A 24,450-nucleotide genomic window follows, 5' to 3' on the forward strand; every position below is an offset into this window, starting at 1 on the left:
TAACTTATATATAACTCCCAGAAATTAGAAATGTCAAAGTGATTATAATTTAATAGCATTTTATGTATTACTGGGCAATATTTACAAAAATGTTAATCATGTTAACTACTTTTATAATATTAAAGAAAAAATGCCCTTAAAAGGGCATTGAAATTGTTAGGATTTGGGAATGTATTTATTACAATTAATTTAGTTTTACTTATTGAAAAAAAGCACGCTTTATTGCATATTCAACCCCGCGAATTTCAGCTAAACCTCTTAAACGACCAATTGCAGAATAACCGGGATTGGTTTTCTTTCTAAGATCATCTAACATTTGATGTCCATGATCTGGTCGAACAGGTATAGAGCGTTTAACTCCTGCTTTTTTGCGTCGTTCTTCTTCAGTGATTAATGCTTTAATTACTGCATACATATCGACATCACCAGCTAAATGGTCCCCTTCGTGAAAGGATAATGGGTTATCTTCTCGCACAGTTGCTCTCAAGTGAATAAAGTGGACACGGTCGGCAAATTTTTCAGCCATGATTGCTAAATCATTATCGCTACGAACACCATAAGAGCCAGTACAAAAACAAAAACCATTATGAATGCTATCAACGGTATCTTTAATCCATTGCATATCTTCAATGGTTGAAACAATACGAGGTAAGCCTAAAATTGGGCGCGGAGGATCATCAGGATGAACAGTCAAAACAACGCCAACTTCCTCAGCAACAGGGACAATAGCTTTTAAAAAATAGGCATAGTTTTCACGTAATTTTTCTTTATCAATATTATCATAAGTTGCGAGATGAGCACGAAATTGATCAAGTGAATAACCTTCTTCTGCTCCGGGCAAACCTGCAATGATATTTGCAACAAGTTTATCTTTATCTGCTTGTGTCATTTGCTCAAAATATGTTTTTGCTAAAATGGCATCTTGTTGTGAATAATCTTTTTCTGCATTAGGTCGTTTTAATAGATAAATATCGAATGCGGCAAAGGCAACTTGATCAAACCGTAATGCCTTTGAACCATCAGGTAATTCATAAGAAAGATCTGTACGAGTCCAATCTAATACGGGCATAAAGTTATAACAAACAGTGTCAATTCCACAAGCAGCTAAATTTCTAATTGACTGCTGATAATTTGCGATATATTGTTTAACATTACCGGAGTGGGTTTTAATTTCTTCGTGCACAGGAATACTTTCAACAACGGACCAAGTTAAACCTTTTTCTTCGATGATTTTTTTTCTTTTTTGAATTTCGTCTATTGTCCATACTTCGCCATTTGGAATATGGTGCAAAGCTGTAACAATTCCTGTTGCCCCAGCTTGCTTAATATCATCTAATGATACTGGATCGCTAGGACCAAACCAACGCATTGTTTGTTCCATTTAAATTCTCCTTAAAAAATTTTAATTTATTTTATTTCTGAAATTAAAAGATCTATAAATGGCGCCAGTTTTATGTTGCCTATTGGTTAACAATGTTAACAGGAATAGAATCAAATAAATAACCATCAAAATTTGGATCTTCACTATCAGAAACTGTCATTAATGTTTGCTTAACATTTTCTAAATGTTGCCACATAGCGTGGCGTGCAGCCATTGCATCCTTCACTTGTAATGCTTGTAGAATTTTTTCGTGATCATAAAGCCATTTTTTTCGATAACTATGATCGGTAATTCTACAGTGTAATTGATTCCACATTTTGCTAGCAGAACGTTTTTGCCATAAATCATCTAGCAAATTTTCAAGTATTGAGTTTTTGGTCGCTCTTGCTATTGCAATATGAAACATTTCATCTGCACTGTAATCGTCTAAAATCCCCTGTTCTAAAATTTGTCGCTCTTGCTCTAAGATAGCTCTTAATTCAATAATATCTGATTTTACAATTTGTGAAGCGGCAAAAGCCGCGATATTACTTTCAATTAATTGTCTAGCTTGTAATAATTCAAAAGGACCAAAATCTTCTTCTTCAATTTTTTTATCTGTTTCTGATAATATTTCATTTGGTAAACCAATTACATATACGCCAGAACCTTTTTTGACTGTGACTAAATTTTCGAGCTCCAGCATGATTAGAGCTTCACGGACAACAGTTCTACTTACACTAAATGCTTCTGCAATATCTCTTTCTGGCGGTAACCGCTCACCAATTTTATAGGTGCCACTTTTTAATAATGATTTCAGTTCATTACCAATTTTTTGGTATAGCCGATTAACCGTTAGCATTATTTATAATCCTCATTCTAATTTTGGTCTAATTAGGATAATTATACGCTAATTATTACAAGTACTATAAGTCAATTATGGGATAAATTCATTTAATTTCATAATTGGAATGCCAATATGGTTTTGTATTATAGATTTTTTTTGAGTATCACATATAAAATAAACCAAAAAACGTGATTTGTATCACAAAAAAGGAAAAATTGGGGTGAAAAGTTTGCCGACAAATGAAAATATGTCTAACCAATAAGATGATTAAACAGATAATTACGGTGAATAGAATGTTAAATTTATTAAATCTTCCTAAATCAATCCAACATAGACCTTTATATGACCGACAAAAAATAACCTCACGAATTGTTCATTTGGGATTCGGAGCTTTTCACCGCGCTCATCAAGCGTTATTTACCGATCGTTTACTTAATAAGGGAAACTGTGACTGGGGTATTTGTGAAGTTAATATTGTTGGTGGTGAAGAATTAATTAATGAAATTCGTAAACAAGACCATTTGTATACTGTGTTAGAAAAAGGTGCGACATCAAAAGAAGCATTTATTATTGGTAGCGTGAAAGAATCATTGTTAGCACCAACAGATGGAATAGATGCAATTTTAGAAAAAATGGCTGATCCAATTGTTGAAATTGTTTCATTAACAGTAACAGAAAAAGGATATTGCATGTTACCTGGTGGAGTTGGATTAGATTTGAATAATACATTAATTAAAGCTGACTTAGCGAATCCAACCAAGCCTATTTCTGCCCCAGGTGTTATTGTCGAAGCGCTTTATAGAAGAATGCAACGAGGGGTAAAATCTTTTACTGCTTTATCATGCGACAATATTCCTGAAAATGGGGTAGTCTTAAAAAAAGCAATATTAGGACTAGCTAATGCTCGAGATCCAGAATTAGCAAATTGGATTGAGTCTAATACAACATTCCCATGTACTATGGTTGACCGTATTGTTCCAGCCGCAACATCCGAAACATTAACTGAAATTGAAGATACATTAGGCGGTATGTTTGATCCATGTGGTATTGCTTGTGAACCTTTTATTCAGTGGGTTATAGAAGATAATTTTGTGACTAACCGCCCTAATTGGAATGAAGTTGGTGCTGAATTTGTTGATAATGTTGTTCCATATGAAGAGATGAAACTTCGTATGCTAAATGGTAGCCATTCTTTTTTAGCCTACTTAGGTTATTTGGCCGGTTACGAGCACATTAATGATTGCATGAATGATGTTAATTATAAAAAAGCAACTTTAGCATTGATGTTGCAACAACAAGCACCAACACTTCACGTCCCTGATCATGTTAATTTGCAAGAATATGCAGACAAACTTATTGAACGTTTTAGTAACCCATCGTTAAAACATAAAACATGGCAAATTGCGATGGATGGTACTCAAAAATTGCCTCAAAGAATGTTGGATTCCATTCGTTGGCATATTAAAAATGGATCAGACTTCTCATTACTTGCACTGGGTGTTGCTGGCTGGATGCGCTATGTTGGTGGAATAGATGATAACAATCAACCAATAGATATACGTGATCCAATGAGCGAACAATTACAACAAATAGTGAACTCTAGTACAGATGGAATTGAGAGAATTAATCAATTATTTAAATTGGAAGATATATTTGGTTCTGATTTACCGACCAGTTCATTATTTAAAGAAAAGGTTACTGAGTATTATCTTTCTTTAATGCAGAATGGTGCAAAACAAACAGTTAATCATTATGTTTTATCTAATTAATGTTTAATCAATAAAAATAAAATTGAGAATAGGGGTTTTTATTTATGGAATTTTTAAATATTCTTTGGGTTATCCTTGGAATAGGATTAATGTTGATTTTAAATATTCGTTTTAAAATTAACTCAATGGTTGCATTATTAGCTGCTGCAGTATTTGTCGGTTTGATGGCTAAGATGGATTTATTGAACATTCTTAAAACGATTAAATCAGGGTTTGGCGGAACACTTGGTGAATTAGCTATTATTGTCGTATTTGGTGCAGTGATTGGTAAATTAATGGTTGATTCTGGCGCAGCTCATCAGATTGCTCAAACGCTATTGAAAAAATTAGGCATTAAATATGTAAAAATAGCCATTATTATTATGGGGCTTATATTTGGTTTAGCGATGTTTTATGAAGCGGCATTCATAATTTTAGCACCGTTGGTGATCGCATTAGCCAAAGAGGCTAAAATTCCATTTTTAAAATTAGCTATACCTGGCGTTGCAGCGGCAACAACAGCTCACTCTTTATTTCCACCACAACCAGGACCTGTTGCACTAGTGAATGTATATAATGCTGATATGGGAATGGTCTATATTTATGGGCTGATTGTTGCGATTCCTTCTGTCATTTTTGCTGGACTGATTCTTCCTAAATTTTTAGGTAATCTGGAAAGACCAACCCCTGAATTTTTACAATCTGAAAATCCTGTTGATGAAAATAATCTTCCTTCCTTTTTTACATCAATTACTGTTCCCTTGATCCCAGCTTACATTATGATTGCAACGACAATAGCAAATATATGGTTAGAAAAAGGAACAACTACTTATTCTGTTCTTAATTTTATCGGTTCATCTCAAATTGCCATGTTTATTGCAATGATCGCCGCATTTATATTATTTGGAAAAAAACTTAATCACTCAATGGAATGGGTTATGCATTCTTTTGATAATGCGGTAAAAGGTATTGCAATGGTAGTATTAATTATCGGGGCTGGTGGTGCACTAAAACAAATTATTATTGATACTGGAATTGGCGATGTTATTGGACAATTAATGTCAACAGGGGGCGTATCACCATATATTATGGCATGGTTAATTACAGTGTTAATTCGTTTAGCTACAGGGCAAGGTGTTGTTTCTGCAATGACAGCAGCGGGAATCATTGGCGCTGCTGTGATTGATCCAACAACAGGCGTTATGAATGGAGTTAATCCAGCACTACTCGTGCTTGCAACTGCAGCTGGCTCTAATACGTTAACTCATATCAATGATGCTTCATTTTGGTTATTTAAAGGTTACTTTGATTTATCGATTAAAGATACTTTAAAAACATGGGGCTTATTAGAATTAGTTAATTCAATTGTTGGCTTAACTGTTGTACTTATCATAAGTATTATTGCTTGATTGTCCTTTCTTAAAAAGATTAACTGCAAAATGTAGCAGTTAATCTTTTTTATTTTTATTATTTTTAATAAAGAAATCTTTATCAAACTGTAAATATATTTTTTAAACAGGACATTTTTAATGAAATGAGGTAAATTATTGAGATTGAGTTGTTAATTTATACAGGATTAGTTGACTTATTTTTTATTAGGAAGTAAATATAAAATATGCGTTATAATGAGCCAAAAATGTTATCATCAATTTTATCTCAAGAATCGTGTTTATCTGAGATAAAAGATAGAACATTTGCATTAAGTAAATTAAGCAATATTGTCGATGAGTTGTTACCGTCTTTATTGAAACAACAATGTCGGGTTGCTAATTATCGTCAAGGTGTGCTTGTTCTTGAAGTGAGTTCTGCGAGCTGGTTAACTAGATTAAAATATGAACAAAGCAATTTAATATCTGAGATACGGAAAAATATTTTACCTTCCTTATCTTCTATCCAATATAAGATTAACCCAAATATTTCGACCAAGTTGTCACAGTGCCATTGTCAGGCATCTAAATTATCTTTACTTTCGAGTGTTATGACCCCAAAAAGTGCAATGTTTTTATATGCATTAGCGGAAAATGCACCAGATAAGTTAAAAAAACAATTGATAAAACTTGCTAACCATGCAAAATAAATGCTGATAATTGGATTTCAATTTTATAAAATTATATATCTAAAGGATATAAGGAGTGAATGATGGATAAAGATATGCTTACTTATCTTGTAATCGGATTAATAATTGGTTTTATTATTGGTTCTATTTTTATAAGTGTTATTAGCCCTAAGGCTCGTAAATATGCCAAAGTTAAACAAGAACTAGATCAAACAAAAGATGAATTAATAGCGCAAAAACAAATGATTGCTAAACATTTTTCTCACAGTGCTGAGATATTGGATAATATGGCTAAAGAGTTTCGTCGCCTTTATCAACATATGGCAGAAAATTCTAATCAATTTATGGATAGAGAGAACGTTCCAACTTTGGATTTTGATTCTGATTCTAACGAGAATTTAGTCGAAAAAAAAGAAATTACATTTGATAAGCAACCTAGAGATTATTCTGATAATCCTTCTGGTTTATTTAAAGCAGATGAAAATAAGTCTTAACTATTATACTGTTATTCTTCGTTAATTAATAACGAAGTATTTTTATATATATTAACTTTTTGTAAAAGAGAGAGTTATAAAATGATTGATTCATTAAAAAAACAAAAAAAATTGTTAAGCATTTTAGCATTAAGTGTAGGCGTCAGTTTAACTGTACTTCCGAATGCTTATGCCTCTTTTCCTTCTATTCCAACCGATAATAATGCACAGCAACCAAGTTTAGCCCCTATGCTAGAAACTGTCTTGCCTTCAGTTGTTAGTATTAAAGTTGAGGGTACTGCACAAATGCAAAATAATATGCCGGAAGAATTTAGACGATTTTTTGGTTATCCTGATAGCCAATCAAGAGCGTTTACAGGTGAAGGCTCTGGTGTGATTATTGATTCCGAAAAGGGTTATATTGTTACCAATAATCATGTTATTGATAATGCGGATAAAATTACAGTTGTTCTAAATGATGGGCATGAATTTAAAGCAAAACTAATCGGTAAAGATCCACAAAGTGATATTGCATTACTTAAAGTTGATGACGCAAAAAAATTAACAGCGATTAAATTGGCCGATTCTGATAATTTACGTGTTGGAGATTATGCCGTTGCTATTGGTAACCCATTTGGTATCGGTCAAACTGTTACTTCGGGGATTATTTCAGCTTTGGCCCGCAGTGGGCTTAATATGAATGGTTTTGAAAATTTCATTCAAACAGATGCATCAATTAACCAAGGAAATTCTGGTGGAGCACTTGTCAATTTAAAAGGTGAACTCGTTGGAATTAATACAGCGATTATTGCGCCAAGTGGTGGTAATGTTGGGATCGGATTTGCTATTCCTAGTAATATGGTAAAAAGTTTAACTTCACAGCTGATTGAATTTGGTGAAGTAAAACGTGGTGTTCTTGGTATCAAAGGTAATGAGTTGACATCAGATATAGCAAAAGCGTTTGATGTTGATGTTCAAAAAGGTGCCTTTGTTAGCGAGGTTATTGAAAATTCAGCTGCACAAGCTGCAGGAATTAAATCTGGCGATATTATTGTTTCGATGGATGGTAAGGCCATTGATAGTTTTGCTGAATTACGAGCAAAAATAGCAACAACTGGAGCAGGGCGAACTGTACAGTTAGGTTTAATTAGAGATGGCAAACAAATGACCGTTAGCGTGAAATTGAAAAATAGTGATGAATCGTCTACTGAAGCCAAATCACTTCATGCCGCTCTTGATGGTGCAAACTTGAGTAATGGCGAAGTAAAAGGACAAAAAGGGGTATTAATTGAAAGCATTGCTAAAAATTCGCCAGCATCTCGCTTAAGCTTACAAGAAGGTGATCTTATTACAGGTGTTAACAAAGAAAGAGTCAATAACATTGCTGACTTGCGTAAAATGATTGATAGTAAACCTTCAGTGATTGCTTTAAATATTATAAGGGGTGATAGCCGAATTTATCTAATTTTACGCTAATTGCTTATTAAGCCTCGATTTTGCCGATAGTCTTATCGTCGAAAAACATACATATTCACCTTTGATTAGATATGATAAAATCATATCTAATCATTTTCTATCAGAATAATCACACTAATGCTTAAAAAATTTTTGTGGCCAATATTGATTGGTACAGTGTTAGCCCTTGTATTATTAACTATTTTTCCATCGTTGCGTAATGGAACACAATCTAGTTTTCCAAGATCTATTTTCAATGATGATCCGCTGAGTTACTCTGATGCCGTTAAAATCGCAGCCCCAGCAGTGGTTAATATATATAGCCGCTCAATTAATTCTGTTTCTAAGCAGTCACAAGATAGTGCTATAACACCGTTAGGATCCGGCGTGATTATGAGTGAGCAGGGTTATATTATCACTAATTATCATGTTGTTGATGGTGCTGAACAAATCATTGTTGCGTTGCAAGATGGGCGAATTTTTGAGGCGCTTTCGGTTGGTTCTGATAAGCTAGTTGATATTGCTGTGTTAAAAATTGAAGCAACTAACATCCCAACTATATCTATTAATCCTCGGCGTGAACCAAAGATTGGGGATGTTGTTTTAGCTATAGGGAATCCTTACAATATAGGGCAAACTATTACACAAGGTATTATCAGTGCAACGGGTCGTGATGGGTTGAGTCCATACAGAAGACAAAATTTTATTCAAACTGACGCATCAATAAATCATGGTAATTCAGGGGGAGCATTAGTTAATACCAAAGGTGAACTAATGGGGATTAACACTCTTACCTTTGCAAAAAATCTAGGTAACGAAGTTCCTGAAGGCATAGGATTTGCGATTCCTACAGCTTTAGCTGTTAAAATTATGAATAAATTGATTCGGGATGGCAAAATTATTCGTGGTTATATTGGTATTGATGGATTAGAATTTGCGCCAACTCAAAATCCAAGTGATATGCCAATTGTATTAGGTATTTTAGTAACCAATGCTGAAGGACCGTCATTACAAGCCGGTATACAAGCTAATGATATCTTGATTATGGTAAATCATCAGCCAGTTAAATCCATTGTTGAAACAATGGATCAAATTGCCGAGTTGAAACCGGGTACGATTGTCCCCATTATTGTATTGCGGAATGGTGAAAAGGTTGAACTACAAGTAACAATAGGGCAATTACCCGTTTAATTTGTCTTTTTGTGGCTTGATTATTTAACCTTTAAGGCATATAATTCGCAACCTTATCATGTTTTTTAACACTCGTATGGTGTATAGATTTTGCTTTTAGCCATTTATATAGCGATACGAACAAACTTTAGAGGTTTATTATGAAAGAAGGTATCCATCCAGAATATACTGCAATTAATGCAACTTGCTCTTGTGGTAACGTGATTAAAACTCATTCAACTATTGGTCATGATATTCATCTTGACGTATGTGGTGAGTGTCATCCATTTTATACAGGTAAACAACGTGATGTTGCAACTGGCGGACGTGTAGATAAATTTAAACAACGTTTTGCTATGGTTGGTGGTAAAAAATAATATTGCGATAAGCAATAACTAAAAAGGCGCTTAATGCGCCTTTTTGTTTTTTTAAAATGTGAATATTGATAAAACAACAATTTTACTCATCAATGAAATCAGGATCGATACCTAAATTGCGCATCATTTTTTGTGTTTTCATTGGGATGCCATCTTCACGGTCTTTTTGCAAATCTTCATCACAAGGTAAAGGTTGGCCCGTATAAGCATGAAGAAAAGCCTCACACAATAATTCACTATTTGTGGCATGGCGTAAATTATTCACTTGTCTGCGAGTACGCTCATCAGTTAAAATTTTCAATACTTTAAGTGGAATTGACACTGTAATTTTTTTTACTTGCTCACTTTTTTTACCATGCTCTGCATAAGGGCTTATGTATTCGCCATTCCATTCCATCATTGTTCACCAAAAAATACATCACAAATAATATGGGTAATTTTATCGTTTTTTTCATATTACTGCAATCTATACACCAAGACAGTTAGACGTCTAGACATGTTGACGTCTTTTTTTAATGTGTTATGCTTACAAGACTAATCTTATATTAAAAGTATTGTTTGAGGGCATTATCATGACTATTCAAACTAAAAATTTAAGTCAGGGAACTATTGCGGTTCGTGGTGGATTAAATACCGATGAACAATATGGAAGTGTCGTGCCTGTTATCACACCATCTACTTGTTATCGCTATGAAGAGTTTGCTAAGCCAAGGGAGTTTGATTACGGTCGAAAAGCAAACCCTAGCCGTCGTCTGGTTGAGCAAACGATTGCAAAATTAGAAGGTGGTGCTGATGCTATTTTAACAAATTGTGGTATGTCAGCGATTCATTTAATCAGTGTTGCATTATTAACGCCTAATGATTTAGTCGTTGCACCGCATGATTGCTATGGAGGTAGCTATCGCCTTTTTAATAGTTTAAGTCAGCGAGGCTATTTTAAAGCTAAATTTGTAGATCAGTCAGATCCTGAGGCATTAAAAGAAGCACTTAGTTTACGTCCAAAACTGGTACTAATTGAAACACCAAGCAACCCTTTATTGCGAGTTGTGGATATTGAGAAAATTGCAGCGCAAGCTCATAAAGTTGGGGCGTTAGTTTTAGTCGATAACACCTTTATGACGCCTATTTTACAACAACCTTTAGCACTTGGTGCTGATATTGTTACTCACTCTTGTACCAAGTTTTTAAATGGTCATTCTGATTTACTGGCAGGTATTTTGGTATTTAAAGATCAAAATCTTTTTACAGATGTATTATGGTGGGCCAATAATATTGGTACAATGACTTCATCATTTGATAGTTATCTCTTGTTACGAGGATTACGTACACTTTCCGCTCGAGTAAAGTTACAACAAGATAATGCGCAAAAAGTCGTTGAGTTTTTAGTCAATCACCCCAAGATCGCCAATGTTTATCATCCATCTTTATTTTCAAATCTTGGACATGATATAGCTAAAAAACAACAAAAAGGTTTTGGTTCATTACTCAGTTTTGAATTAGCCGGCGATGCTAATGTCATGCCCGCTTTTTTAAAAGCGCTCAATATTTTCACTTTAGCCCAATCTCTCGGCGGAGTTGAAAGCCTTGTGTGCCACCCTGCAACAATGACGCATTCAGGCATTAGTGCTGAAGCACGAAAAACAGCGGGAGTTTCAGATCAATTATTGCGTATTTCTGTTGGGTTAGAAGATATTACCGATTTACTTTCAGATTTGGAACAAGCATTGGAACAAGTCTAATTTAGACTTAAGACCCATCTATACTTGGCTGTTTGGATTAATGAAATATGATTATTTCATTAATCTTACTTCTTGTTATATTTTGGATATAACTTAACGTACTGATACGCCAAAATAGTCTTTCATCTTATTTTCAATGGCAGAAAAAATCTCATCGATAGTATGTTTTTTACTTCGACTACATATTTTTGCGATATCTTGGCAGATTAAACATTGTCTTGATTGATGATCAAATTTAGCGCGTGAAATACTTTGTTGTGTAATTGGATCAATCACATCAATATCCCATAGTCGACCTAATGGATGGTTATCTTCTATATCAATACAGCATTGTTTTAGTGCATTGGCAGAGCATTTTGCTGAAATAATTGCTTCATAGCCAGTGATATTATGAAAATGAGATTCATGTACTAATGGAATTGCATTTTTTGATAAGGCTTTGTGTATAGCGGTGATTGCTTCTTTAAATAACTGATTTGCACCACTACTATTTTTTATTGGACCGGGGATAACTAAACTTAGCGAAATAAGCGGATAATGGTAAAGATTTATTGCATTTTGTTGGTTTTGCACTCGTCTTTCTTTAGCCAATAACATCTGTTCAAGTGTGATTGGTGTACCATCGTCGAATTTTATTGATATATTGTTCATAGTAATAGATATAAGTAGCATGATATCTGATAATATCACGCTACTTGTGGTTAATTAGTCTTTAACTTGACGAACCACATCAATGATTGAGCCGTCACGGAAATGGACAACACCAACGATTTTATCGTTAAATTCGATTGGTTTTGGTTCTCCAGTTAATGAAACAGCACGTTGATATAGTTCTTCAATGCTCATGACTGGCAAATTAGCTGCTTTAAGTCGCTCTGCAATTTCAGGACGAGCAGGGTTAACTGCTATACCATGGTCAGTAACAAGAACATCGACACTTTCACCTGGTGTAACAACCGTTGTGACTTTCTTAATCACTGTAGGGATTCGGCTACGGATTAATGGAGCAACAATAATGGTTAAATTTGCACCAGCGGCAGTATCACAGTGACCACCAGATGCACCACGCATAACGCCATCAGAACCCGTTAATACATTCACATTGTAATCAAGGTCAATTTCTAAGGCACTTAAAATAACGATATCAAGTTCATCAACACTTGCACCTTTTGATGCAGGGTTTGCATAAACATTGGTTGACACTTCAATATGATCTTTATTTTTACCTAAAGATTGTCCGGCGGTGCCATCAAAGCTTTGAGTATCTAATAAGCGTTTAACCAAACCTTTTTCATGAAGATCAACAATACTTGCGGTAATACCACCTAATGCAAATGATGCCGTAATATTTTTTGCGCGCATACGATTTTCAAGGAAACGCGTTGCTGCAGTTGATGACGCACCAGAACCGGTTTGAATAGAAAAACCATCTTTAAAATAACCAGAATACTCAATAACATCTGCTGCATAACGTGCAATCATCAGTTCACGAGGGTTACTAGTAATACGAGCAGCACCGACACTAATTTTAGTTGGATCGCCAACCTCATCAACTTTCACAATATAGTCGACTTGATCTTGACGGATACTTGCTGGATGGTTAGGGTAACCAACGATATCTTCAGTAAGTAATACTACTTTCTTCGCAAATTGCGCATCAACCATAGCATAACCAAGTGCACCACATTGTGATTTACCTGATACACCATTCGCGTTACCTTGCTCATCGGCAGTTGAAACCGCTAAAAATGCGATATCAATATTAATTTCACCGCTTTGGATAAGTTTTACACGTCCACCATGAGAATGGATATGAACAGGATTATCCATTAAACCGTGTGAAATCGCATCAGCCAATTTACCACGTAAACCTGATGTATAGATTTTAGTGATCACACCAGATTCAATATGAGGAATAAGTGCTGAGTTACAACTTAATAGGGAACTTGATGCCAATGTTAGGTTTTTAATTCCTAATTTGCTAATCGTTTCAACTACTTTGTTGATAACTTTATCGCCTTCACGAAATGCATGATGGAAAGAAATAGTCATACCATCACGTAATTCACATTTATGGATTGCTTGTTCGATAGAGTCACACAATTTACGCGTATATTTAGACTCATCTTTTAAATAAGGAGTTGTAGCGTTAGCGTCAATAAATGGCGTGATATTTTTGAGATCTGGATGCTGTTTAAGCAAATCATCAATTTTTTTATTTATAGAAGTCATCATTTTAATCCTATCAAATTTCTTTACGTACACCGGAATATTTTGCTAACTCAATTACTTTTCTAGCACGAGCAATAATCGGTGCATCAATCATTTTGCCATTTAGAGAAATCACGCCAAGGCCTTTTCTTTCACCTTCTTCAGCTGCTTCAACCACTTTTTGGGCATTTTCAACTTCAGCGGCTGTTGGCGCATAAGCATTGTGTAACAGTTCAATTTGTCGTGGATTGATAAGTGATTTACCGTTATAACCAAGTTTTTTGATTAGGCTGACTTCTTTTAAGAAGCCTTCATCATCATTAACATTTGAATACACCACATCGAAGGCATCAATGCCAGCTACACGCGCAGCATGTAAAACAGCGCAGCGAGCATAAAATAACTCGGTACCATCGCCACGTTCAGTTTGCATATCAACAAGATAGTCAAATGCAGCTAGTGCAATACCAATTAAACGTGGGGAAGATTGAGCAATAGAAACGGCATTAACAACGCCTTGAGCGGATTCAATTGCGGCCATTAATTTAGTGCTACCCACTTCACGGCCACACTCTTTTTCAATTCTTGCAACGTGTGCTTCTAGCTCATGAATATCTTCAGCACTGTTAGTCATCGGTAAACGTACTACATCAACACCAGCTCTTACCACTGCTTCAAGGTCTTTTAAACCAAATGGAGTATTCAGGGCGTTAATTCGTACTACTGTTTCAATTCCGTGCTCTTTATAAACAGGAAGGAGCAATGTTTGTGCTACCAACAAGCGTGCGGAGTCTTTTTCTTTAATTGAAACTGCATCTTCAAGGTCAAACATAATTGAATCAGGCTTATAAACAAAAGATGTTGATAACATTGCCGCGTTTGCGCCTGGAAGAAATAACATACTTCGACGTAATTTTTTCATAGTAATTTACTCCAATCTAAGTTTTCTTCTTCTGCGCCACGTAATACTGCACATTGAATTCTTGCTTTGATAGCGCAATCAAGAGCGCCTTTATCATCAATAATAATTAAGCCATCTGTTACGTTCAGATCTTGTAATGTTTGCTCAACTACAGCGCGAATTTGATCGCCGAATTGTTTATTAACATCGCTATTAATAACAATTTCAACCCCGGTATTAGGCATGACTTTGACTAACAAATCGCTTGATTCGAGAGTCCCTGCCATGGCTTCTTTTTGTATTTTCATTTTTTTACCTTTTAAAATGTATTAAATTTTAAATTTATCTAAATTAGCTGAAAGGTAATCCCATGTTGTTGATGGAACTAACTTTTTTATCTCTTCATATTGCTTGGAAGCCAATAACTTTCTTACCAGTGAAGCTGATATGATAGTATCACCTTCAGTTTTTCGTTCAACCTCAACAACGGTAATAGGCGAATAATGGCTGACAGTATTATCCTCTAGCCAATAACGCATTGCTTCATTATAAGCCTTAGTAACTTCATCATAAGGCTCAGTTCCAACGAATCTGTGGGTTATATTAAGCGTTGGCGCAATATAATTTCGGAATATAAGGAGATCGATACCCATATAAGCGCGATCTATTTTTGCCTTATCTTTTAGAAAATAAGTAGGGAATGTTGCTCTTGATATAATATAAGGTGAACTTGCATGCACTGTAACATTGTTTATCTGCTTCGTGCCATCTTTAACTAACTTTAAGCGTGTATCGAATGAAAATAGTGATGCATTTTCATTGACGACAAAAACATGCAACCAGTCACATTGACTGGCAGCGTATTGCACAAGATATTGATGACCTTTAGTAAAAGGATTGGCATTCATCACAATACTACCAATCTTTTTTCCGTCTTTTTGCTGTGTGTGCAGTTGTTTACAGTAGTGTTTTATGCCAACAGGATTATTTTCCATTAGAACAACAAGATCTGTTATTTCAACAAGAGGATAAAAACCACATCCTTTAAAAAAATCTATATTTTCAGGTTTTGTATATAAAAAAAGATGAAAATAGCCATTTTCGTTGGCATATTTTATGGTGTGATCCATTAATGTTAGATTAAGTTGATTACCTCGATATTCAGAATCAACAGCAACACATTTTATAATGTTACGATCAATTCCTGCACAAGCAATAATTTTGTTGCTCATTTTAGCTACCATGAAAATGGTAACTTGTGAATCTAAATCAAGATCATATTGTGATAATAATTGCTTAATTTCTTGACAGTTTTGATCTGATTTAGAAATATCGACAACGGTATAATCAACTGAATCGTACATAAATTTACCTTTTTTCAGCTACCACATAATTAGTTAAACGGCCAATGCCAGAAATTTCAACTTCTATTGTATCACCATCTTTCATAAATACGGGAGGATTACGTTTTTTACCTACACCACCAGGTGAACCGGTCAAAATCACATCGCCCGGTGACAAATGGGTAAAGGTACTAATATAAGCAATTAATTCGGGAACAGTATGCACTAGATTTTTGATTGAATCATGTTGCATTTCTTGACCGTTTAAATAAGTTGCTAATGTTAAAACTTTAGGATCTGGAATTTCATCCGCGGTAGTTAAACATGGACCAAATGCACCTGTATTTGGCCAGTTTTTACCTGCGGTAAACCAAGTATACTGCCAATCGCGGATTGAGCCATCCATATAGCAACTATATCCTGCCACATATGATAAAGCTTCTTCTTGGCTAATACGAAAACCCGCTTTACCAATGATAATGGCTAACTCGCCTTCATAATCTAATTCATTAGTGATAGCTGGTTTTATAATATTAGTCTTATTTCCTGTTTGAGAATCAGGAAAGCGAACAAATAGAGTTGGTGCTGAACTGGTTTCATTAAATTCTGCTCGTTTTTCAGCATAATTCATACCAACACATAAAATTTTGTTTGGATTTGGGATTACAGGTAAGTAAGTAATGTCTTGCTCGTTAATGTCACTTGCGGCATCAAGATAGGTTTTAGCAATAGCTAGTCCTTCGTCATCGGCAAGTAGCGATTTTAAGTCAACGTATTTATCGTCTAATTTTTTTCTTAAATCAACAATACCGTTGTGAGTAAGAAGACCAAAACTTGCTCTACCAGAGACAAGATAACTGACAAGCTTCATGAAAACTCCTTAAAAGCTGTTTGTGTAATTGTAAATATAAAATAAAAATGAACAACCTTAGTATAAACTAAGGTTGTTCTTTAATGTGTAAAGTCTATACTAAGAAATTGCCGAGAATAAGTAATGATACTGAAACATTGATTGCACCACCAATACGCGTTGCAATTTGTGCAAATGGCATTAATTCCATACGTTCAGCTGCAGTCAAGATAGCAACGTCACCTGTTCCGCCTTGACCACTTTGACAACAAGAGATAACCGCCGCATCAACTGGATACATACCTAATCTTTTAGCAACAAAGAAACCAGTTGTTACTAAACTTACCACTGTACAAACGATAACAGTCAAATTTGTTAACGTAAAGGCAGAAATAATTTTATCCCAAGGCGTGATTGCCACACCAACTGCGAATAAAATTGGATAGGTAACAGAAGTTTGGAAAAATTTATAAACAACTTGCGAACCACTTAATACTTTAGGTGAAACACCTGAAATTAGTTTAACAAAAACTGCTGCAAATAGCATACCCACAGGAGCTGGAATACCGGTTGCTTTATGACCGATCATACCAATCATATAAAGAATCGCAGCTAATAATACACCTGATGCAAATGTTGTTACATCAATGACAGATTCAGTTTTAGTAGCTTTTTGATCTGTCGCCTCATCATCCGCTGATGCTGGTAATAAACGACCGTTACCTGTTAAGTGTGGATAAGCTTTACCAATACGGTTAAGAATACCACCACAAATAATACCAGTTAAACCACCTAACATAACGATTGGTAACACACGACCTAACGCTTCACCTTGATTCATATGTAAAATTGCCGCATAACCGATTGAAAGTGGAATAGCACCTTCACCAACACCGCCAGCCATAATAGGTAGAACTAAGAAAAAGAATGTATCAAACGGCGTTAAACCTAGTAAATAACCAACGCCAACACCAACTAACATACCAACGATTTCACCGCACACCATTGGTCCGAAAATTTTTAAGAATCCTTGGATAAGTGTTTTTTTATCCATGTTCATGATACTACCAACGATGATACAACAAATGTATAAATAAAGAATATGTGTATCTTTATAGAATTTTGTTGTTGCTTCAACAATTGGTGTAGGCAAAATACCATAATAAACAAGTGCTGACGGGATAAATGTTGCACAAATTGCTGCTGCGCCCATTTTACCTATGATTGGTAAGCGTTTACCAATTTCACCACATAAGAAACCAAAGAAACCACAAGCTACTATCATTACAACGATTTCACTAGGTAATTTACCTGTTATTAGCACTTCAGCAAAAATAAGAATACCAGCAATAATGAATAATGGAAGCGGGATAACACCGATTTTATAGTTATCCATCAGTCGCCACCAATTATATGGCCAACCAGTTAGCTTTTGTTCAAAGGGCTTACTGATTGATTTTTTGCCATTATAGTCCTTTTCAGATGAGTTAAAATTCACCATTATTTTTTTCTCCAAAATGATTTGATTTATTCGAAATTAATGGTGCGTATCTTTACAGAAAATTAATGAAATTTTTGTGATATAAATCATAAATTAACTGTGGTTTTTATGGTTTTAAAGGCTATATGTTTTTTAATGCTGTGTTACACTTATTTCAATTTAATTTGAATAGTAATGTAGAATGCGAAAAAAATTACAGGTATCGTTTACAACAAAACTTTTTTTATCGCTTTTGTTTTTTTCATTGATCGTTCTTGCGCTGTTACAAAGCTATATTTGGAACACCACCGAAACGAACTTATATAGAAGTTTGGGCGAAAAGGCGCAAATTCAAGCAAAAGAGTTATCTGTTTTACCAAGTTTAATTGAATATGTCAAAGAAAAAGATACAAATAAAATTGCTAATTTAATCACAGAGATATTTGAACAAAGCGACGCAAGTTATATTGTTATTGGCGATGCGAATGCCAACCGTTTATTTCATACGGCTAATAGCCCGTTACACTCGCCAATGGTTGGTGGTGATAACCAAGAGGTTCTTAGCGGTAATAGTAGCATCTCTATTAGTGAAGGCTCTCTTGGCTTAGCATTAAGGGGGAAAGCACCAATTATCGATCATGGTAAAATTATCGGCATAGTCTCGGTCGGTTACATGATTGATGGTATTTATGCATTGCATATAAAGCAATTTATACCATTTATCTTTTTTTGTTCTTTATTGTTTTTAGCGTTATTTATCTTTTCATATTGCTTTTCAAAAGCAATTAAAAAACAGATGTTTAATTTAGAGCCTAAAGCAATTGCATTATTGGTGAAAAGCCAAAAGTCGATCATGGAATCGATTTTTGAAGGGGTCATTGCAATTGATCTTAATTATAAAATTATCAATATTAACCAATCTGCTCGTACAATGTTAGATATTCAGATAAGTGATGATGAATTACATGAACATGATTTAAGGACATTTGTTAAATCAAGCGATTTTATTTATAAAAATGACAACCAAACTGAAGACATACATGATCATATTTGTTATTTCAACAACATTATTGTCATTGCTAGCAAAGTTCGTGTGGTCATTGATGATAAAACTCAAGGTTGGGTCATTACATTTCGTAACTTTGATGATATTAATATATTAAGTATGCAATTAACACAAGTGACACAATATGTTGATAATTTAAGAGCATTAAGGCACGAGCATTTAAACTGGTTGGCAACGTTATCTGGTTTAATTTATATGAAACGGTATGAAGAAGCGCAATCTTTTATCGCGCTACATTCTGCAGATAATCAAAGTAATTTAGATTTTATTACCGCACATTTTAAGGTACCAGCTGTATGTGGATTGTTAATTGGTAAATATGCAAAATCACATGAAATAGGTTTAAATCTACTATTTGATCCTGCATGCCAATTAAGTGCATTACCTTCACTTATCACCGAAACAGAATTTATGTCAATTTTAGGTAATTTGCTTGATAATGCCTTTAATGCCAGTTTAAAAAATGATCATGGCGATAAAACAATTTATTTATATCTTAGTGATGCAACAGATGAAATTGTACTTGAGATCAGTGACCAAGGTTGTGGTATTGATGAAAATATTCGTGATTCCATTTTTGAACCCGGCGTTACATCTCAAGAAGGGAAAGAACATGGCATTGGTTTACACCTTGTTTCAACCTATATAAAAAAGGCCAATGGTTATATTACATTTGAAGATAATACCCCATATGGAACGATTTTTTCTGTATTTATTCCCAAATAATCGAAAGGTAATTGTATGAACGAATTCCAAGAAAACATCATCAAAGTACTGATTGTAGAAGATGAGCCAATATTAGCCGAATTAAATGCAGAGTTTATTCAAAAAGACACAAAAGTCAACGTCATTGGTATCGCATCAAATCTAGAAGAAGCCAAAATAATGGTTGAAAAGCTAAAACCAACCTTAATTTTACTTGATAACTATTTACCAGATGGACAGGGAATAGAATTATTTGAATACATAATCAATAACCATCTAAACAGTTATGTTATTTTTATTACTGCAGCAAGCGACATGGATACTTGTAGCAAAGCGATTCGTTATGGTGCATTTGATTATTTAATTAAACCCGTATCTTACCAACGGCTAAAGCACTCGCTTGAGCGTTTTGAACTCTTTTTATATCGACAAAGCATACAAAAACACGTCAATCAACGCAAAATTGACGAACTTTTTAATTTACAGACCAAAGACTTTGTCAACATGAATCGCCGCTCAAAAGGTATTGAAGAAATCACATTACAAAAAGTAAAAGATCTCTTTATGCAAACCGATAAAGCACTCACCGTTGACGAAATTGTAGAAAAAGCCAATATCAGCAAAACAACCGCTAGGCGATATTTAGAATATTGTGTCCAAATTAAATTATTAACTGTCGAACTTAATCACGGAAAAATTGGACGCCCAGAAAGATTATATAGACGATTAGGGAAGTAATCCTTCAAAGAAAGGAATGATATCTATAAAAATTAGTCAGGAAAGTAGTTGATTTTATTAAAGTTTTTTCTTGGTGGTTTTTAGTAAAAAACTACCAAAACTATTCCCCCCTAAAACACACAAAAAAATCTCAACCTTAACTCTTTAAAAAACCTTACAAATTTTTAATAAAAAAACTAGTACATTATTTTTCAACCGACTATAGTCTAAGTGGTTTTAAAGCAAAGAAGTGTTCGTTAAGTGAACGGGCTATTATAAAAAACACCAATAAAACAAAAACTACCTAACAAGGCAATCGAAATGCGCTATCATGGATGGAACCAAACCTATGCCCTAAGTCTTTTTCAATATCACCGTAGTCTAAAACAGACTTCATCCTCATTCTTATTATCGAAGTTATCAAAACCATCTAGCTTGGCGCCATCGTCTGGGTTATCATCGAGATTCAAGCTTTTATCCCCCTTATCAAAGTTTTCATTGGCCTTTGCGGGGGTGTTGTTATTGCCGTGTTCGTTTAGTACACATGCGTTATCGACTTATACATCAAAGGTTATTGAAGGTAGTGCACCGTATTTAACGTTTGATGGGGGGCGAATTAAAGCGACTTCCACAGATAGTTTATTGTTTATTAAGTTGCAGGATGGTCGGGTTATCAGGCCATCAACTAATACATCAAGTGCAGCAAATCCAATAAGATTACCTTATGCAGGAAGTACTTTGGGAGATATAGATATGTTAATCCCATCATCAGTGAATTCAGTGAGTTTAAGTGATTTGGTCACTAGATATAATTATTGGGGAGATGATGACGGAGATGGACAGGGTGCAAATGGCATAACGGCGACGGGAAGTATATCGGTAAGTTTCACTGACAAGAATGGCCATACAGTAAGTCGTAGCGATACATTAGATATATGTAATGCACCTTATAAAGTAACATTAAGTAGTACTGGAGGCAGCTTAGCTACACAGTATGGCGTGCCGAATAGTAGGATTTTTAGAGGTAGTTCAGCGGTGTATTATATCAACCTGAATTCACAACAACCTAAAGTTTGTTACGCAAGGCCGGATTTGAAATTTGGCTCTTATTCTTATGGCGATGACCTTCATTATGCTGGCCCGGCTAACATTTGGAACCGGAAAAAGGGTTTTTTAGTTCAATCAACCAGTTTGTCATCTTATAGTCGTAATTTTCCTACTACGGCTGCTGATGGTTTGTATTTTGATTTAGATATAGCGGGAGTAGATGGAGGTCAGTTGACATGGTCTTCTGCTTCTCATGGTGGGATAACAGCTACAGTGAATTGGACAAGACCACATTCAGGCACATTCATCCCCCCAGGTGGAAATCCCATAGAAGCCGATAGTTGGATTACTGATAAATCCAAGAATATAACGCGGGTGACGATCATTGGTCCTAAGGCGGATAGCTCTCGAATACAATCAAGTAATCCTAGATCACTAACCGTACCCTCTTTACCACAGACCTTTGAGTTGGTGGGTAGGGATAATCGTGGTAATGAGGTGAAGTACGGATTTGTGTTGAGGCAGTGGTTTATCAATAGAAGGAATAAAATGGAGACTTTATCTAATCAAATATCTTGGTGTAATCGTTTGGGTTATCGACTTCCTAAGGTTAATGATTTGACTAACGCGAAGTGTGGTGTTGATAATAGTTGGTTCTCATGTATACATGGTATAGATGGTACTACGCCATCTTCAGGTGGTAATTATTACCAGCGTCACATTGGTGCAGGTTTTTTCACGGAGTGGGGACTCATGTACAATTACGTTGATGCGGGCTTCGTTGTCAGCTACTATTGGGCTGGCGACATATCAGGCCCTGTCAGCCGAGCCAGTGCGTACGATGGCAGAATCTACGTCTATGCCCATGACCATAGCCAATCTTATACAGAACTTGCTGTTTGTACCACACCTTAGTTTAGTCCTTCGGCTTAAGGGGAAGATGGTGCAAATAAAGGACGATTTTTTAACAAAAATCGGTCAGGAAAGGTATTGATTTTATTAAAGTTTTTATTTATTGGTTTTTAGCCAAAAACCACCACCCAACCCCCTCCTCCCAAAGCCCGCCAACATAAGCTAACTCATCCTTTAACAAAACTTTACAAATTTTTAACAAAAAAGGTAGCGCATTATCACTCAAGCGGTTATAATTTAATCGCTTTCAAAGCAAGGGAGTGCTCATTAGTCGAGCAGTCAGTTATAAAAAATTCAAATAAAACAAAAAATTACTTGACAGGATGATCGAAATGCGCTATCATACTTGGCATCTGGCATCTGGCCTGCCAAACCTATGCCCAAAATCTTTTTCAATTTCACCGTAGTCTAAAACAGACACAGTTCTTATTTTCATCAGCGAGGTCATTTCGCGTAGCGAAATGGACGCCGTCATCGAGGTCTTTACTGGCGATGTTTTCGGCGGGTACTTCGGCAACATCCTTGGAAACATCGTCGGAAACTGCTTTGGTCAGGTCATCGGCCACATGTTCGGTAAAATTATCGTCGATATCCAAGTGGTTATTAGGGCCGTCGTTACTATTCAAACCGAGGTTATTGTTTAAACCTTCATTGTTATCTAAATCGGCATTGTTCTTCGTGGCATTGTTGTTATTGTCATATACACAGGGTTCTGTGGCATTAACGGCCCAGACATCAAGAGCAATTGAAGGTAGTGCGCCATATTTAACATTTGATGGTGGACAGACAAAGGCAACTAATACGGATACTTTTTTGGCAATCGAGTTGCCAGATGGAAGACGTATCACTCAGTCAGCTAACACATCAAGTGCTACTAATCCGATAAGGTTACCTAGTGGTAATTATACATTTAATGATATACACACGGTGGTTCCCGCATCGGTCCCATTGGTAAATGGTGAGTATGCAATAGATATAAATAATTTGGTTAGCCAAGGGAAGTGGGGAGATGATGATGGGGATGGACAGGGTGCTAATGGTGTTACTGCATCAGGGCGTATAGATTTAACAATAAAGGATAAAAAAGGCACTATCGTTAGTCGTAGTGATACATTAAGTCTATGTAAAGCGCCTTATAAGTTAACTTTAAGTAGTACAGGGGGGACTTTAGAGACTCGTTATGGTGTGCCAAGAGGTGGTCGATTTTACGGAGGGACGGCGAATTATTATATCACTTTGTCGTCACAGCCGGTTATTTGTTCGGTCAGGCCGAATTTGTACTTCGGTGGTACTGGTGATAATGTTTCTTCCCCTTGGGGTAGTCGTATCCTTGACGATTCCAAGTTCGCCGGCCCAGCTAGCATATGGGACCCCAAAAAGGGCTTTTTGGTTCAGTCTACAAATCCATCGTCTTACGACTTAAACTTTCCAACTACAGGTGCTGATGGATTGTATTTTGATTTGGATGTTGGTGGAATCGATGCAAGTCAGTTGAGTTGGACAGTTAACACAGTTGGTAGTATAAGGGCAGAGGTGAGTTGGACAAGGCCGCGTTCTGGTACATTCATAGACCCACGAGGAAATACAGTACAAGCCGATGCTTGGATTACTGATAAATCTAGTTATGTAACACGGGTAACATTAAGGGGTCCTAGGGCAAGTAGTTCTCAGATAAATTCAAGTAGTCCTAGTCGGCTTACTCCGTTGCCATCTTTGCCACAGAGATTTGAGTTGGTCGGTAGGGATGGTAGTGGTAATGAGGTTCGTTATGGATTTGTGTTGAGGCAGTGGTTCGTCCATCGTGGTAATAAATGGGATACTCAGTCTAATCAAATATCTTGGTGTAGTGGTTTGGGTTATCGTATGCCACGGGTAAGGGATTTAACTAATGCGGTTTGTTCTGGTTGGGGAGTGAATAATAGTTATCCTTGTACTGGTGCAGTAGGTGCCGTGCCGTCGTCTAGTAATAATGTTTACATGCGTCACATAGGTG

At 35.6% G+C, this 24,450-nt stretch carries 21 protein-coding genes and 1 pseudogene; 12 read left to right on the top strand and 10 right to left on the bottom strand.

What is annotated here, in order from left to right; genetic code table 11:
• Positions 1-199 precede the first annotated feature (199 nt).
• Positions 200-1,381 carry a mannonate dehydratase gene (gene uxuA, locus GQ598_RS07520; RefSeq protein WP_160403369.1) on the bottom strand — a complete coding sequence of 394 codons (1,182 nt, stop codon included), beginning with the start codon at positions 1,379-1,381 and terminating at the stop codon, positions 200-202.
• Between the two features lie 79 nt (positions 1,382-1,460).
• On the bottom strand, positions 1,461-2,222 hold the full coding sequence (locus GQ598_RS07525) for a GntR family transcriptional regulator (RefSeq protein WP_160403371.1): 762 nt from the start codon (positions 2,220-2,222) through the stop codon (positions 1,461-1,463).
• Between the two features lie 278 nt (positions 2,223-2,500).
• On the opposite strand from GQ598_RS07525, the gene GQ598_RS07530 reads away from it, so the two are divergent.
• The 7 genes from GQ598_RS07530 to rpmE all read left to right on the top strand — a co-directional run bounded on the left by GQ598_RS07530 (position 2,501) and on the right by rpmE (position 9,486).
• Positions 2,501-3,976: a mannitol dehydrogenase family protein gene (locus GQ598_RS07530; RefSeq protein WP_160403374.1), complete on the top strand. Its 1,476-nt coding sequence runs from the start codon at positions 2,501-2,503 to the stop codon at positions 3,974-3,976.
• Positions 3,977-4,020: 44 nt separating this feature from the next.
• Positions 4,021-5,364 (top strand): gluconate permease GntP, encoded by a 1,344-nt coding sequence (gene gntP / locus GQ598_RS07535; RefSeq protein ID WP_160403376.1) that lies wholly within the window; start codon positions 4,021-4,023, stop codon positions 5,362-5,364.
• Between the two features lie 227 nt (positions 5,365-5,591).
• Positions 5,592-6,032: a DUF721 domain-containing protein gene (locus GQ598_RS07540; RefSeq protein ID WP_202112714.1), complete on the top strand. Its 441-nt coding sequence runs from the start codon at positions 5,592-5,594 to the stop codon at positions 6,030-6,032.
• A 59-nt stretch (positions 6,033-6,091) separates the two neighbouring features.
• A complete protein-coding gene (locus GQ598_RS07545; RefSeq protein WP_091346357.1) occupies positions 6,092-6,505 on the top strand; it encodes a YhcB family protein in 414 nt (137 codons plus the stop codon).
• Positions 6,506-6,586: 81 nt separating this feature from the next.
• Positions 6,587-7,960 carry a Do family serine endopeptidase gene (locus tag GQ598_RS07550; protein ID WP_160403380.1) on the top strand — a complete coding sequence of 458 codons (1,374 nt, stop codon included), beginning with the start codon at positions 6,587-6,589 and terminating at the stop codon, positions 7,958-7,960.
• A 117-nt stretch (positions 7,961-8,077) separates the two neighbouring features.
• Positions 8,078-9,130 (top strand): outer membrane-stress sensor serine endopeptidase DegS, encoded by a 1,053-nt coding sequence (gene degS, locus GQ598_RS07555; protein ID WP_160403381.1) that lies wholly within the window; start codon positions 8,078-8,080, stop codon positions 9,128-9,130.
• A 140-nt stretch (positions 9,131-9,270) separates the two neighbouring features.
• Positions 9,271-9,486, top strand: a complete 216-nt coding sequence (gene rpmE / locus GQ598_RS07560) for a 50S ribosomal protein L31 (RefSeq protein ID WP_065636780.1) — start codon at positions 9,271-9,273, stop codon at positions 9,484-9,486.
• A gap of 82 nt (positions 9,487-9,568) precedes the next feature.
• Here the strand turns inward: rpmE and metJ are convergent, their stop codons facing one another.
• Positions 9,569-9,886 (bottom strand): met regulon transcriptional regulator MetJ, encoded by a 318-nt coding sequence (metJ, locus tag GQ598_RS07565; protein ID WP_091346351.1) that lies wholly within the window; start codon positions 9,884-9,886, stop codon positions 9,569-9,571.
• Positions 9,887-10,058: 172 nt separating this feature from the next.
• Between metJ and metB the strand changes: the two genes are divergently transcribed.
• Positions 10,059-11,225 carry a cystathionine gamma-synthase gene (gene metB / locus GQ598_RS07570; protein WP_160403383.1) on the top strand — a complete coding sequence of 389 codons (1,167 nt, stop codon included), beginning with the start codon at positions 10,059-10,061 and terminating at the stop codon, positions 11,223-11,225.
• Between the two features lie 93 nt (positions 11,226-11,318).
• Here the strand turns inward: metB and citX are convergent, their stop codons facing one another.
• The 7 genes from citX to GQ598_RS07605 all read right to left on the bottom strand — a co-directional run bounded on the left by citX (position 11,319) and on the right by GQ598_RS07605 (position 18,031).
• Positions 11,319-11,876 carry a citrate lyase holo-[acyl-carrier protein] synthase gene (citX, locus tag GQ598_RS07575; protein ID WP_160403385.1) on the bottom strand — a complete coding sequence of 186 codons (558 nt, stop codon included), beginning with the start codon at positions 11,874-11,876 and terminating at the stop codon, positions 11,319-11,321.
• Positions 11,877-11,930: 54 nt separating this feature from the next.
• Entirely contained in the window at positions 11,931-13,460 is a 1,530-nt protein-coding gene (gene citF, locus GQ598_RS07580; protein WP_237410337.1) for a citrate lyase subunit alpha, read from the bottom strand.
• A 10-nt stretch (positions 13,461-13,470) separates the two neighbouring features.
• A complete protein-coding gene (gene citE, locus GQ598_RS07585) occupies positions 13,471-14,358 on the bottom strand; it encodes a citrate (pro-3S)-lyase subunit beta (protein ID WP_091346342.1) in 888 nt (295 codons plus the stop codon).
• Positions 14,355-14,645: a citrate lyase acyl carrier protein gene (gene citD, locus GQ598_RS07590; protein WP_091346340.1), complete on the bottom strand. Its 291-nt coding sequence runs from the start codon at positions 14,643-14,645 to the stop codon at positions 14,355-14,357. The genes citE and citD overlap by 4 nt, the downstream gene beginning before the upstream one ends.
• A 21-nt stretch (positions 14,646-14,666) precedes the next feature.
• Positions 14,667-15,701, bottom strand: coding sequence for a [citrate (pro-3S)-lyase] ligase (gene citC / locus GQ598_RS07595; RefSeq protein ID WP_160403387.1), 1,035 nt, complete (start codon positions 15,699-15,701; stop codon positions 14,667-14,669).
• Between the two features lie 4 nt (positions 15,702-15,705).
• Positions 15,706-16,551: a fumarylacetoacetate hydrolase family protein gene (locus GQ598_RS07600; protein ID WP_160403389.1), complete on the bottom strand. Its 846-nt coding sequence runs from the start codon at positions 16,549-16,551 to the stop codon at positions 15,706-15,708.
• Between the two features lie 94 nt (positions 16,552-16,645).
• Positions 16,646-18,031: a 2-hydroxycarboxylate transporter family protein gene (locus GQ598_RS07605; protein ID WP_160403391.1), complete on the bottom strand. Its 1,386-nt coding sequence runs from the start codon at positions 18,029-18,031 to the stop codon at positions 16,646-16,648.
• A 181-nt stretch (positions 18,032-18,212) separates the two neighbouring features.
• On the opposite strand from GQ598_RS07605, the gene GQ598_RS07610 reads away from it, so the two are divergent.
• From GQ598_RS07610 to GQ598_RS07625, 4 genes and pseudogenes are all read left to right on the top strand, one after another.
• Complete coding sequence (locus GQ598_RS07610) at positions 18,213-19,802, top strand: sensor histidine kinase (protein ID WP_160403393.1); 1,590 nt, start codon at positions 18,213-18,215, stop codon at positions 19,800-19,802.
• Between the two features lie 15 nt (positions 19,803-19,817).
• Positions 19,818-20,519, top strand: coding sequence for a response regulator (locus GQ598_RS07615; protein ID WP_160403395.1), 702 nt, complete (start codon positions 19,818-19,820; stop codon positions 20,517-20,519).
• 300 nt (positions 20,520-20,819) lie between these two features.
• Positions 20,820-22,460: a hypothetical protein gene (locus GQ598_RS07620; protein ID WP_160403397.1), complete on the top strand. Its 1,641-nt coding sequence runs from the start codon at positions 20,820-20,822 to the stop codon at positions 22,458-22,460.
• Between the two features lie 489 nt (positions 22,461-22,949).
• Positions 22,950-24,450 (top strand): annotated as a pseudogene (locus GQ598_RS07625) (hypothetical protein); the annotation flags it as partial.

The organism is Gilliamella sp. Pas-s95 (assembly GCF_009795795.1).
In the GTDB taxonomy this organism is placed as follows: Bacteria; Pseudomonadota; Gammaproteobacteria; order Enterobacterales; family Orbaceae; genus Gilliamella; species Gilliamella bombicola.